The 12685-nt window shown below is 59.9% G+C and carries 12 protein-coding genes and 1 tRNA gene; 10 read left to right on the top strand and 3 right to left on the bottom strand.

Annotated features, from left to right (window positions below):
* Positions 1-64: 64 nt before the first annotated feature.
* Complete coding sequence (locus tag LAN70_13110) at positions 65-2128, bottom strand: GAF domain-containing protein (GenBank protein ID MBZ5512092.1); 2064 nt, start codon at positions 2126-2128, stop codon at positions 65-67.
* 320 nt (positions 2129-2448) lie between these two features.
* On the opposite strand from LAN70_13110, the gene tadA reads away from it, so the two are divergent.
* The 4 genes from tadA to LAN70_13090 all read left to right on the top strand — a co-directional run bounded on the left by tadA (position 2449) and on the right by LAN70_13090 (position 6824).
* Positions 2449-4563: a Flp pilus assembly complex ATPase component TadA gene (tadA, locus tag LAN70_13105; GenBank protein MBZ5512091.1), complete on the top strand. Its 2115-nt coding sequence runs from the start codon at positions 2449-2451 to the stop codon at positions 4561-4563.
* Positions 4564-4862: 299 nt separating this feature from the next.
* A complete protein-coding gene (locus LAN70_13100) occupies positions 4863-5024 on the top strand; it encodes a hypothetical protein (protein ID MBZ5512090.1) in 162 nt (53 codons plus the stop codon).
* Positions 5025-5182: 158 nt separating this feature from the next.
* Positions 5183-6157 (top strand): restriction endonuclease, encoded by a 975-nt coding sequence (locus tag LAN70_13095; GenBank protein MBZ5512089.1) that lies wholly within the window; start codon positions 5183-5185, stop codon positions 6155-6157.
* Positions 6158-6191: 34 nt separating this feature from the next.
* Positions 6192-6824: a DUF4928 family protein gene (locus tag LAN70_13090; GenBank protein MBZ5512088.1), complete on the top strand. Its 633-nt coding sequence runs from the start codon at positions 6192-6194 to the stop codon at positions 6822-6824.
* 126 nt (positions 6825-6950) lie between these two features.
* On the opposite strand, the gene LAN70_13085 is transcribed toward LAN70_13090, so the two are convergent.
* Complete coding sequence (locus tag LAN70_13085) at positions 6951-7304, bottom strand: aspartyl protease family protein (GenBank protein MBZ5512087.1); 354 nt, start codon at positions 7302-7304, stop codon at positions 6951-6953.
* A gap of 194 nt (positions 7305-7498) precedes the next feature.
* On the opposite strand from LAN70_13085, the gene LAN70_13080 reads away from it, so the two are divergent.
* Together LAN70_13080 and LAN70_13075 are read left to right on the top strand one after the other, a co-directional pair.
* The gene (locus LAN70_13080; protein ID MBZ5512086.1) at positions 7499-8266 is read left to right on the top strand and encodes a hypothetical protein; all 768 of its coding nucleotides are present in this window, start codon (positions 7499-7501) and stop codon (positions 8264-8266) included.
* Positions 8267-8505: 239 nt separating this feature from the next.
* Complete coding sequence (locus LAN70_13075) at positions 8506-8694, top strand: hypothetical protein (protein ID MBZ5512085.1); 189 nt, start codon at positions 8506-8508, stop codon at positions 8692-8694.
* Positions 8695-8965: 271 nt separating this feature from the next.
* Here LAN70_13075 and LAN70_13070 read toward each other — a convergent pair whose 3' ends face one another.
* Complete coding sequence (locus LAN70_13070) at positions 8966-9286, bottom strand: transposase (protein ID MBZ5512084.1); 321 nt, start codon at positions 9284-9286, stop codon at positions 8966-8968.
* A gap of 182 nt (positions 9287-9468) precedes the next feature.
* Here LAN70_13070 and LAN70_13065 point away from each other — a divergent pair.
* From LAN70_13065 to LAN70_13050, 4 genes are all read left to right on the top strand, one after another.
* A tRNA-Ser gene (locus tag LAN70_13065) sits at positions 9469-9558 on the top strand.
* A gap of 472 nt (positions 9559-10030) precedes the next feature.
* Positions 10031-10687 (top strand): hypothetical protein, encoded by a 657-nt coding sequence (locus LAN70_13060; protein ID MBZ5512083.1) that lies wholly within the window; start codon positions 10031-10033, stop codon positions 10685-10687.
* 20 nt (positions 10688-10707) lie between these two features.
* Positions 10708-12147, top strand: a complete 1440-nt coding sequence (locus tag LAN70_13055; protein MBZ5512082.1) for a sigma-54 dependent transcriptional regulator — start codon at positions 10708-10710, stop codon at positions 12145-12147.
* Positions 12148-12660: an Hsp20/alpha crystallin family protein gene (locus LAN70_13050; protein MBZ5512081.1), complete on the top strand. Its 513-nt coding sequence runs from the start codon at positions 12148-12150 to the stop codon at positions 12658-12660.
* Positions 12661-12685 lie beyond the last annotated feature (25 nt).

Here is a 12685-nt window from a genome sequence, read left to right as displayed (position 1 = left end):
CGGGCCCACCACTCACGTCGCTGTCGGCGTTACAGACTGAAAGCTGAGAGCTGATAGCTGAGAGCTAGTACGGGAACGGTGCCTGATACCAGCGCTCCCAAATCTTGGCTTCCACGAACAGGCGGAACAGGTTGGAATCGATGTTGCCGTCCTTCACCTCCGCCTCCAGGATTTGCAGCGACCTTTCCAGTGTCACGGCCTTTTTGTAAGGACGGTCGCTCGCCCCCAGCGCGTCAAAAATGTCGGAGATCGTCATCATCCGCGTTTGCAGCGGAATCTCCGGCGCCGTCAGCTTGTTGGGATATCCCTTCCCGGTCAGCTTTTCGTGGTGGCCGCGCGCGATTTCCGGAATGTTACGGATCTCCTTGGTCCACGGAATCTTGCTGAGAAACTCGAAGGTGTGCGTCACGTGCGACTCGATCAGCAGCCGCTCATTTTCATCCAGCGATCCCTTGGGGATCGACAGCAGCTGCGCCTCGTACGGCGTCAGCAACTGCTCGTCCGTGCCGTCGAAAACCAAAAAGTGCCGCGCCGTGATCTCCTTCAGCTTGTCGAAATTTCCTTCCGCCAGCACCGTCGGCTCGTTCGACTGCAGCACCGTAGCGAAAAATCCATCCACTTCCTGCAACTGCTGCTCGAAGAACGCGTCGTACTCGGTCTGCTTGGCAAGGTACTCGTCGCGCCCCTTTTCCAGCACGTAATTGAGCTTCGACTGCAGCGACCGCACCTGCATGCTGCGCTTCACCGAGTCGCGGAACCGCCGCTGGAGATCCCTAAAGTCCGCTGGAAGCAACTTCATCGCCTTGACCAGCACTTGCTCGGGCACGCCCACCTTGCCGAAATCGTGCAGCAGCGACGCGTACCGGATCTCCTTCATCTGGTCGCGCGTGAATTGGACGTCCTTGTACACCCCGTCGCCGGCTCGGTCCACCGTTTCCGCCAGCGCCACCGTCAGGTTCATCACCCGTTCCGAATGGCCCGACGTGGTCGGATCTCGCGATTCAATCGCGGTCACCGACGCCTTCACGAATCCCTCGAACAGCTCCTGCTGTTTCTGGTACAGCTTGCTGTTTTCCAGCGCCACCGCCGCCTGGCTGGCCAGCGACGCCACCATCTCCTGCTGCCGCACCGTGTACGCCACCACCTGCGTCACCACCGCCGACAGCGAATTCAGCTTCGCCTCGGCGCTCCGCTTGGCGTTGATCAACTGCACCACGCCCACGATCTCCCCCGTCTTCGGGTTGCGCATCGGCACCGCGATCATGGACTTGGTGCGGTAGCCCGAATCCTCGTCGAACTTGCGGTTGAACGAGTACGGCACCAGCTCCGGCAGGTGATAGGCGTCTTCCAGGTTCACGATCTCGCCCGTCTGCACCACGTAGCCCGCGATGGACTTGTCGCTGATCTCCATCACCGCTTCGCGGAACGCGACGTTCCCCACGGTGTCATTCTGCGGCAGCTTGAAGAGCAGCACCTTTTTGGTTTTTTCCTTGCGGCTGACCACCAGCTTGGCGCCGCCGTACTCCTTCAGTTCCTCCGGCGCCGGCGGCAGCGCCTCGCCCTCCAGCGGCACTTCTTCCACCAGGTACAACGATCCCGCGTCGCTCTTGGTGATCTCCCGCGACTTGGTCAGGATCATCTCCAGCAGCTTGTCCGTGTCGTGCTCGGCCGACAGCGCCGCCCCGATCGCGTTCAGTTCCTTGATCTCGTTGGTCGCCCGGTCCAGCCGCTCGTTCGCCTCCCGCCGCGTCGCCGACAGATGGATGTGGTCCAGCGCCTGGTCCATCATGCGTTCCACCAGCAACGGCTGGGTATTGGTCGGCAGGTACCCGTACACAGCGCCGTCCAGCCGCGCGTCGCGGTAGCGGGTGTCGGAAAGGGCGATGATGCGGATGTTGGGCGCGCGCAGCAGCGGCTGGTATTGCGCCAGCAGCCGTTCCGAGGAGACCACCACGATGGTCTCCGCCTCGCGCGACGCCAGGTCGGCGTACTTCACCCGCGCGTAGCGCTGGCAGGCGGCAATCGCCTTGTGCGCCAGTGTGTCGCCATCGAAGCAGATGACGGCGGGCATGGTGCGCAAGGCGCTGGAAACGCTCGCCTTGTCCGGCGTTGCTCTGGTGGTGCTCATAGGCCGGCCTGACCAGCGCGCGCGGGCACACTGGTGCTTCCTGACAGAGCCGCCACTATAGCTCAAGCGCCGGGGAAAAAAAACCGTTGTCCCCGCTTGCCAGGGAGGTACCCTCCGTCCCGGGTGCTGACTTCGCGATCCATCCAGCCTTTCCCGTTGCCTGATGTATAATCCCTCGCCTCTCCCCTCGGCGTTTCTTGCGGAAGTCAGTCCCAACCCGACGAAGAAGTTTCAGTTTCGGGTTTTGAGTGCGCAGTTTCGGGTTCAGGTCCCACCGTCTGAAACTGAAACTGAAGCTGAAACTCGTTTGGAGGCCCATCATGTCGTCTGAGCCGGTGAAAGGGGTTGTCCCGCCGAATGGCGGCGGCGCCGCCGCTGCTGACGCTTTCACGCGCGAAGCCCCCGAGGAGTCCAAGCCCGCGGCCGAGCCGCAGCATTTCTTGCAGCGCATCAAACTGTTCAGCGCCCTCTCCGTGGACGACTGCCAGCAGGTGGTCAAGCGCATGAAGCGCCGCGACTTCCTGCCCAACCAGGTCATCGTCCGGGAAGGCGCGCCGGGCAATTCCATGTTCTTCATCACCGCCGGCCTGGTGGAGATCCGCAAAAAGGACCCGCACACCGGCATTGACTTCCTCCTCACCGAATTGGGTCCGGGACAGAACTTCGGCGAAATGGCGCTGCTCACCGGCAAGCCGCGCACCGCCTCCGTCACCTCTCTTCAGCCCACCACCTGCGCCGTGCTGGAACGGGCCGATTTCCACGACCTGCTGCTGCAGTACCCGAAAATCGGTCTCGCCCTTACTACCGTGCTCGCCGAGCGTGTCGAGAACGCCAGCCAGCATGTCGGCATCGAATTCATCAACCTCGCCAAAATGCACTTCGATCCCCGCGTGCTCGGGCTGCTTCCCCTGCCCATGATGCTGCAGCACAAGGTGATTCCCATCGCCTTCATCAACAACCGTCTCTCCCTCGCGATGGTCAATCCCAACAACATCATCGCCGTGGACGACATCCGCCGCATCATCAAGGGCGTCATGATCGAGCCGGTCGTCACCACCGAGGAAGATTTCAAAAAGTTCATGAGCACCACCTACAACCAGCTCATGAAGAAGGAAGAGGAAAAGCCCGCCACCGGCGTCACACCCGCCACCACCCTGGTTGCGCCGCCGGTCTCGTCCGAGGCCATGATCGACATGATGCAGTCCGACCTCATCCGCGACATCCAGGTCTCCGAGGACAAAATCGCCGAAAGCAAGCAGGACCTGATGTCCGCCAGCGAGGACGCGCCCATCATCCGCCTCGCCAATTCCGTGCTCGGACTGGCCATCAAGAAGGGCGCCAGCGACATCCATGTCGAGCCGATGGAGAAAGACGTCATCATCCGCTACCGCATTGACGGCGTCCTCCAGACCATTCAGAACCTGCCCAAGAAAGTGCAGCTCGGGCTCATTTCGCGCCTCAAGATCATCTCCAAGCTCGACATCAGCGAGAAGCGCCTGCCGCAGGACGGCCGCATCTCCGTCTACATGGAATCCAAGCCGATTGATTTCCGCGTCTCCACCATTCCCGGCAAGTGGGGAGAAAAAGTCTGCCTGCGCATCCTCGACAAGTCCAACACCATGCTGGGACTCGACAAGGTCATCTCCCACGAGCCCACCCTCAAGCTGGTCCGCGAACTGATCGACCAGCCCTACGGAATCCTGTACGTGACCGGGCCGACGGGCTCGGGCAAAACCACCACGCTCTACTCCGCCCTCGCCGAAATCAACGACCCGGCCTTCAACATCTCCACCGCCGAAGACCCCATCGAGTACGACCTCGCCGGCGTCAACCAGATCCAGGTGCATCCCGATATCGGCCTCGACTTCGCCCGCATTCTGCGCGCCTTCCTCCGCCAGGATCCCGACATCATCCTGGTCGGCGAAACCCGCGATAAAGAGACCGCGCACATCGCGGTGGAAGCCGCGCTCACCGGGCACCTGGTCTTCACCACGCTGCACACCAACTCCGCCGCCGGCGCGTTCACCCGCTTGAACGAGATGGGCATCGAGCCGTTCCTGGTTTCCTCCTCCACCATCGGCGTGATGGCGCAGCGCCTGGCACGCCGCCTGTGCAAGCACTGCAAGGAAGAGTACGTCGCCGAAGACGCGACCTGCGATTACATGGGCCTGCCGCGCGGGTCGAAATTCTGGAAAGGCCGCGGCTGCGACGCCTGCGCCGGCAAAGGCGTGAAGGGGCGCATCGGAATCTACGAAGTGATGAAAATGAACGCCGAGCTGCGTTCCATGGTCGCCAAAGGCGCGCTAACCGAAGACATCCACAACGCCGCGCTTCGCCACGGCATGCTCGACCTGAAGAAATACGCCGGCTTGCTGCTGCTGAATGGCGATACGTCGGTGGAAGAAGTCTTGCAGGTAGTTTCGGTACAGGAATAGCTCTCAACGTCGTGTCATCCTGAGCGAGGATGCGCTGGCAGGGCCCGTGCGCGCCGGTTTTGCGCGACGCGGGCTGCCAACGCGCATCCGAGTCGAAGGACCCCTGCGTTTGCCGCTGATTCACGCAGATCGGAGTCCCCGAAGCGGACGCCAGAACCTACTCGGACGCGAGTGGGGAGTGCCTGCGGGCTGGCGTGCCCGAGTCCCGGATAACAAAAATCCGCCGGAATATTGACCGGGATTGTAGAGTTACACATGCACGGGTGGTCCTATTCCGACGTGCGGGGGAAACAGGTGCTATGAAACCGACGATCAGAGACATCGCTGCGGCGCTGCTGTCCCTTCAGGGACTTAGGGCGAGCGGCAACGAGTTGCAAGTGTTAGACCGCGTCTTGACTGAGGAACAGATGCTCGATTTTGTCCACGATATGGCTCTCGAAGCCATGGAGCAAGGATGGTAGATTCGCCGTCCGCCCATGCCTAGAGAGCACTACAGCCACCAGGCTCGATCCCCGCTATTAGCAGCCTCATGCAGGACTGGGTGAAGAATTTATTCCTCGACACGTTCTGAACGACGTGTTGTAGACTCTTCGCGATTCACCTTCGCGAGGGAACGATAGTGCAGCCGGTTCAGTCGTTTGCGGTCGGTCATCTGTATACGAACGACCAAATTCGATTCGCGCTTGGAGTCGAGAACCTGGGTGGAATTCGACCGTCCGTCGATTCGCAAGGCAGGTTAAAGCACGTCGCAATTATGACGTCCGACCTCGACTGTGATCGAAACCTATCAGAAAATCCCTATGCTGACCGCATCGAAGGTGGAACGTTACTCTACACCGCTGCCGGACGCGAGGGCGATCAGAAGCTATCTGGGCGAAATAAGCGCCTTGCGGAACAGTATGACAGCCCAACACCATTCTTCGGCTTCGCAAATGTTGGACGCCAGGTGTACCGGTTCTTGGGCCTACTTCAACTGATCAGACACTACCGCGACATCCAAGCGGATCGTAAAGGCGACCTTCGAACAGTCTGGATGTTCGAGTTCCGCATCCACACGGCACTCTCCGAAATTCGAATTGATGACGCACGGTCGGCAATGAACACACTACTGGAGACCAAAGCCGAGAGCGGAGATGACTCGACCGACGAGCAGCCTTCTCCTTCGATGATCGTCCAAGCTGCCGAAGGCGAGGTCGAGAGAGTTCGATCGAGATTGCTTGCGCTATCTCCCCGCGAATTCGAGCAGTTCGTTGGCCGCTTCTTCGAGATCAATGGTTTCAGCGAAGTCAGAACAACCTCCTTCCAGGGTGACGGTGGCATCGACGTGGAAGCATACGTCACTACCGATAATCTCTTCTTCGCCGGCACACACGTGCAAGCTCAGGTTAAGAGATGGCGGCACACAGTTGGCAGTGTCGAGCTAAACGGTTTTCGGGGCGCTCTGGCGACTACTGCGAAAGGCGTTTTCATTTCCACGGGTTACTTCAGCAGAGCTGCAGTTCAGCAGGCAATAGCGCTATCGAAGCCTTCCATCGCTCTAGTTGACGGTAGGCGGTTAGCAGTAGTCTGCCTTCGGCAAAGGTGCTTACCCTAGACGAACGGCGGCGGACGGCCCTCGATAAGTGCATTTGGACAGAGTTGAACCTGAACAACGAACGGCGCTTCTTCGCAAAGCTCAGGAATTCTTAGTTGCGAAAGTCGGCGAATACCACAAGCAGCAAAGACTTAAACCAGTTTTTGACCCATCGAAGACCAAAGCAGAGTTCGTTGCGGCACTGCTCGGGCTCGCGCGGGAACAGGCGAAATCTGATGCGGTCGCACAGTACTTGGTCGGCGCGAAACTTCAAGTACGCTTTCCAGACCAATCAGTCAGGAACGAGTCATATAGCACAGCCGATCAACAAGGGGGACGGGCTGGTGATTTTGAGATTAGCAACACCGTGTTTCACATTACAGTGTCACCTTCTGCCGGACACTTTGACAAATGCCAGAGGAATCTCCAGGCCGGGCTGCGCCCGTATGTAGTAGTTCCGAGCGGAATGTTGGAAGGTGCAAGGCAGAATGCGGAACACATAGCACCCGGTCAGATTGCAGTTGTTTCAATAGAGTCGTTCATTGCGCAGAACATAGATGAGTTGGGGCGATTCGATTCTGACGCCAGTCGGGAGCAACTCCGATCGTTACTCGTCGCGTACAATGTACGCGTCGATGCGGTTGAAAACGACAAGTCACTCCTGATTGATATACCGCCTAATTTGTAGCTGCAGTGGCGCGTTACCCACCCTTTCGCCCAGTCTTGGCGAAGGGTGGGGAGTCCCCTGAGTTTTTGCGAGAAAATGCCAGTATCGAATGTGGGCTGATGTCCCGAAAGTCTGCCTGTCGCTCTATCAGGCGAGCAGCATGCGCATCGGTTCCAGGGTGCGCTTGAAGGGATGGAGAACCAGGCCTAAGATTTCCAGCGTCACCGCTCCCAGCAACGCCTGATCTCCCGGTTCGCCCAGGATGACCGGCGTGTGTCCCTCGCCTTCGGGCAGTCTGAGGTGCGCCTCCGAGACGGCGCGCTCAACCGTGGTGCCATCGGCCAGCGTAAACGTGACCTGACGCTTGGGCGCAAGCTCCAGCGCTTTCCAATCATCGTGCGGCAGCAGGGTGTAGGTTGCGCCGCTGTCAACCAGGAAACGTACGGTAGCCTGTTTGTCCGTCGGGCCCGTAACCACCCCTTCAACATACGTGACGCCCATGTCCGCCACGTCCTTTCTGCGTCTGACATGCGCCTCGGTAGTATGACACACGGGTGCGTACTTGGCTTTCGTCTCCGGTTGACACTCGTCCCAGCCGCCGCGTAGGCTTGCGGCAACCAATCAGGGGTGTCGAACCACACGGCCCGTAGGTTCACTCACAAAATCCAAAGAAAGTCCTGAGGAGGTTGCACCGCATGCGTAAGACGTTTCTCGTGCTGTCCATCGTTTGTCTAACCGCAGCCCTGGCCGTAGCCCAGGCCCCGCCGCCGGCCAGCGTCTGCGAGGTTCACATCAACAAAGTAAAGCCGGGCATGACGGCGCAGTACGAGCAGGGACGCGCCAAGCACATGGCCTGGCACAAGTCGCAGAACGATACCTGGTCCTGGGAGGTCTGGGAGATCACCACCGGGGAGAACAGCGGTAACTACCTGGTGGCCACCTGCGGCCACGATTGGAAGGACTTCGACACGCGCGAGAAGTTCAACGTCGCCGACGGCGCCAACGCCAACGCCACCATGGGTCCCTACCTGGCCGGGGATACCGTGACCTACTATGCGCTCCGTTCCGACCTCACCGTGGCCCACAAGCCCGGCGCCACGCCGCCCCCATACCTGAGCGTGATCTATTTCGCCCTCAAGCCGGAGGGGCTGCTCGACTTCGCCGACGCGGTCAAGAAGATCAACGCCGCCTTCGCCAAGACCAACACGCCCACCACGGTCCAGGACTGGTATTCGCTCGCCAACGGCGGACGCGGCCCCGAGCTGGTGCTGGTGCAGGAACGCAAGAACATGGGCGAGATGGCGGGTACAACCGCAAAAACGCTGGACGCGATCATGCAGGAGGCCTACGGCGACCAGGGCGCAACCATCATGACTGCGCTGCGCAAGGATTATTGGGGCTCCACCTCCGAGCTGCTGCATTTCCGGTCCGACCTCAGCTACATGGCGCCCGCCGCCAAGTAACTGCGGCATTGTGGAATTGAGGTTTGCTTAGGTGCGCTGCTCGCGGCGAGAACCGCGGGCAGCGCAGTTCTTCTTGAGACGACAGAAAAACAGCCCCTGATTCACGCGGATGAACGCGGGTCCATTGATTCTGCTGCGTTATCCACAACGGTTTCAAACTTCTTTGTTGATTCGTTCGATTCCTATGCTTTAATTGCACTCCGATTTGTAATTGGATAGGAGCAGTGGAGAGGGCGAACATGTCGTTTGAAGAGGCACTTCAGGCATCCACAAGAGACGAAGGATTCAAGGCTACGATTTACGCGATGAACTCTCTCCTGATGCAAAAGGGAATTTACACGCAGGAAGAATTCCAAAACCTCTTCGTAGAGTGGGTGGAAAAAGAGCAGCGCAAGCGCGAAACCGCACCATCCGTTCGCACCGCATAGGCGTCACTTCTGTCTAGAAGCAGTTGCAACACAAGCGTAAGTTGTTGTAACTGCATGACCGTGATGAACTGATGCTTGGTTGGAGCGCAAAGCGCAGCATCGTCGATTCAACAACTTCGAGGACTTGTTGCTCAGTTCGGTTCATTTACGAGAGGCCTTCTAGGACCGGAACGCTGACGATTAATGATGACGCCAGCAACAGTCCACAGACGGTCAAGCTCACCGGGAAGGGTTCCTAACAGAGAGCCAATCGGTGACCTGCCCCCCATTGTTAGTCCACGGATAACGAGACTTTCTCCGGTTTTTGTTCGCCCCACGCTCCTTCCTGCGTAGCGGGGATGGGGGCGTGGGGCAAGGGGCCGGCGTTTGAGGCCTCTTGCCCCACTCCATCTCTGTAGAAGCTCGCTGCCGCCTGCGCTGCAAACTCCACTGGTGTACGGTACTGCAAGCTGCTGTGCGGACGCATTTCGTTGTAGTCCTGCTTCCACTGCGCGATCTTCTCCCTGGCATCGGCCAGATCGGTGAACCAGTTCTCGTTCAGGCACTCGTCACGGAAGCGCCCGTTGAAGCTCTCCACGTAGCCGTTCTCCATCGGCCGTCCTGGCTGGATCGTGTGCCAGTGAAGACCTTGCCCGTAGGCCCATTGATCGACAGCGCGGCTCACGAACTCAGGCCAAGTGTTTCGCAGTTCGAGCGTGGTGGGTCCCCACAAAAGTCCCCACAGTAGCCATCAGCAGAACTAACAAGCGCTGGTAAACTACTGAAAGTGAACCCGGAGGGATGCGTGAGTGGTCGAAACGGGCGGTCTTGAAAACCGCTGTGCCCGAAAGGGTACCGGGGGTTCGAATCCCTCTCCCTCCGCCAGCTCTCTATTGAGGTCCCTCGCTGCGCTCGGGATTTCGGCACGCGGCTCCCGCTTCGCTCACGCCGCGTAAGCGCCTCAAGTTCGAATCCCTCTCCCTCCGCCAGTTTCATGCAATCCCAATCGCTTCAGCCTCAGTGCAGTGTGGAAAGATCCTGCGGTGGAATTGAGGTTGCGTGTCCTGAAGTTGTCCCCAACGATTTCTGGGGTCTGCCTTGCGTTCTCAATGTTGTCCTCCAGCTTCGCCATTGCGCTGCGAACGTCGTCAGCGGCCGTCTTGATGCTGTACATCGCCGTGGTGCTCACGTTCGCGTGGCGCAAAACGGCGACGAGCGGCGGTCACAGCGAAGCAAAGCGGCGAGTTCTAATTTGAACGCCAACCCGATCCGGCACTGATGGCTTAACAAAACATTTCCTACTGCTGTTGCTCCCGTCACTCCTGCGGTACCCTCCGAAAGATAGCTCGTGCGAATCATGGAGAGAAGAAACCAACCTGCCTCCGGTCCTCTCAACCGCCCGGCGGGCCTGCGGACTCTGATCCTGATTCCCATCATTCACACTCAAGCCGACATGGGAGCGCTCAGCGAGCCAATCCAGCGCATGAAAGTGGCGAAGCTGGGCAAGAAAAGCTTGGAACGCAATTTCGAGTTGGTCACCCGGCTGTGGACGCAAATCGAACAGACCCTCGAGGGCCTGGCAATTCCCTACGAGCGGCTCCGTGTCTACCAGGATGGGTTGCCGGTGTGCGGCCGCGAGTTGGAGATCGTGAGCGAGCTGGCCAAGGCGGGGAGCCGCAACCATCAACTGCTGCTGAAACTGAAGGAAAAGGGCGCCACCATCATGGGCACGGAATCCTCCGAGTTGCTGGTCGAGGAGTATCAGCTCCAGCAGCAAGCTTTCTCCGTGCCGCCGTCCAAAGTCCCGGCGCGGGCCGCGTCCCGAGGCAGGAATTTGCGGGATTCCTTGCTCCAGCGGCGCGACCAGTTCCTCGGCGCCAGGATCAACACCACCCTCCAGCAGGGCGAAACCGGCCTGCTTTTTCTGGGCATGCTGCACTCGGTGGAGTCTTGGCTGGCCAAAGACATCCGAGTAGTCCGCCCCATTCGCCATCTGCCCATTCACCATCCTTGACGTGGGAGACAGAACGCTACATGACTGCGGGAAACAAGATTCTGATCGTGGACGAGCAAGCGGAGGCGTGCAGCCTGCTGTCTGAGTACGTGGGGCAGGAGGGCCTGACCGCGATCATCGCCCACACCGGGGAAGCCGGCCTGGAAAAAATTCGCACCGAGGTTCCCGACGCGCTGATCCTGGCTTCCCGATTGCCGGACATGGACGGCATCCAGGCCTTGAAGGCAGCCAAGGCGCTGGATCAGGACCTGCCGGTGATTCTGATGACGCACACGCCGGAGATTCGGGGAGCGGTGGCCGCCATGCGGGCGGGCGCCCACGACTACCTGGAGAAGCCGCTCAAGCACCACGAAGTGCTGCGGGTGGTATTCCGCGCCTTGAACGAGCGTTCCCTCAAGCGCAAGGTGCGCTGCCTGTCCTTGCAGGTGGAAGACGAGGCCTCGCTGCGGGAGTCGATGGGCCCCAGCAGCGTCATCGACCGCCTGGCCTCGGAGGTCGCCCGCGTCGCCAAAACCAACTTCAGCGTGCTGATTCTGGGGGAAACCGGGACGGGCAAGGAGTTGGTGGCGCGCGCCACTCACGCCCTGAGCTTCCGCTCGCAGAGTCCGCTGCTCACCGTGGACTGCGGCGCCATCCCGGAGACGCTGCTGGACAGCGAGCTATTCGGATACGAGAAAGGGGCCTACACCGGGGCGGACCAGCGGCGGATGGGGAAGTTCGAAATGGCCTCGGGCGGAACCTTTTTCCTGGACGAAGTTTCCAATATGCCTCTGGGATCGCAGGCCAAGCTTCTGCGCGTGCTGCAGGAGCGAACCATTTGCCGCATTGGGGGTACGCAGCCCATCCGCGTGGATGTGCGGGTTCTGGCGGCCAGCAATCAGGATCTGCACCACCTGGCGGAGTGCAAGGAAGGCCTGTTTCGCCGCGATGTCTATTTCCGCCTGAACGAATTCACCATCAACGTTCCCCCCTTGCGGGAGCGGCGGGAAGACATCGTCTATCTGGCCCAGCGGTTTCTCAAGCTCACCAACGCCGAGCTGCACAAGAAGGTCGAGAGCTTTACCCAGGCGGCGGTCGATGCCCTGCTGGCCTACCACTGGCCGGGCAACGTCCGCGAGCTGCGCTCCATGATCCGGCGGGCGGTTCTACTGGCCGATGACACCATCAGCCAGCATCATCTCGCCATTCCCAGCGCCCCGCCACAGAGCACGGCGAATGCGGAGCACGATGCGGGCTATGCGGTGGCCGGGCAGAAGCCCTGGAACGGCTTGTCCCTGAGAGACATCGTGCAACAAAAGACCGCTGCCCTGGAGCGCGAGATTCTGCTGCGCGTGCTGCGCGAAACCGGCGGCAACAAAGCCAAGGCTTCGCGCTTGCTGCACATCGACTACAAGACCATTCACCTGAAACTCAAAGAGTACGGCATTCTTTCCGACAGAACGAGAAAAGGAGAGCTCTAAGTGGAAAAGACGAGAGAGAAAGACACACGCGGCGGACTGGAAGGCGGCCTCGGAGGCATCCTCCGCGGCCTGGGCGACCTGGTGGAAAAACTGGCCGACCTGGAACAGCAGGGCGAGATATCCAAGACCGGAACCATTCGCGGCTCGGGAGAACAAGTCCGGGGCATCTACGGATTCACCGTGAAAGTGGGCCTGGGAGATCAGGGGCCGCGCATCGAGCCGTTTGGCAATATTCGCCGCGACGCCAGCTCGGGGCGCACCGAGGTCCAGGAAGTGCGCGAGCCGATGGTGGATATCTTCGACGAAGAGAAGTACTTGCTGGTACTGGCGGAGCTGCCCGGCACCAGTAAGGAAGATGTCCATATCGAACTGGAGGACGATGTTCTGACCATCGCCGCCGAGCGCGGCGACAAGAAGTACCGCAAGGAAGTTCTCCTGCCGCGCAGCGTCCCGAAAGAGAAGATGCAGGTCAGCTGCAATAACGGGGTGCTGGAAATCCGGTGGGTGAAGTAGTTCGAAAGCCAAGGGAGCGGTAATG

Source organism: Terriglobia bacterium, from assembly GCA_020072845.1.
GTDB lineage: Bacteria > Acidobacteriota > Terriglobia > Terriglobales > Acidobacteriaceae > JAIQGF01.
Note: the sequence above shows the minus strand (reverse complement) of the source record. Positions and strands in the feature narration are given on the sequence as shown.

Bases quoted from the DNA above. Each gene is read 5' to 3' on its own strand.
- LAN70_13110 (MBZ5512092.1), bottom strand. From the start codon at position 2,128: ATGAGCACCACCAGAGCAACGCCGGACAAGGCGAGCGTTTCCAGCGCC.
- tadA (MBZ5512091.1), top strand. From the start codon at position 2,449: ATGTCGTCTGAGCCGGTGAAAGGGGTTGTCCCGCCGAATGGCGGCGGC.
- LAN70_13100 (MBZ5512090.1), top strand. From the start codon at position 4,863: ATGAAACCGACGATCAGAGACATCGCTGCGGCGCTGCTGTCCCTTCAG.
- LAN70_13085 (MBZ5512087.1), bottom strand. From the start codon at position 7,304: ATGGGCGTCACGTATGTTGAAGGGGTGGTTACGGGCCCGACGGACAAA.
- LAN70_13080 (MBZ5512086.1), top strand. From the start codon at position 7,499: ATGCGTAAGACGTTTCTCGTGCTGTCCATCGTTTGTCTAACCGCAGCC.
- LAN70_13075 (MBZ5512085.1), top strand. From the start codon at position 8,506: ATGTCGTTTGAAGAGGCACTTCAGGCATCCACAAGAGACGAAGGATTC.
- LAN70_13070 (MBZ5512084.1), bottom strand. From the start codon at position 9,286: ATGGAGAACGGCTACGTGGAGAGCTTCAACGGGCGCTTCCGTGACGAG.
- LAN70_13060 (MBZ5512083.1), top strand. From the start codon at position 10,031: ATGGAGAGAAGAAACCAACCTGCCTCCGGTCCTCTCAACCGCCCGGCG.
- LAN70_13055 (MBZ5512082.1), top strand. From the start codon at position 10,708: ATGACTGCGGGAAACAAGATTCTGATCGTGGACGAGCAAGCGGAGGCG.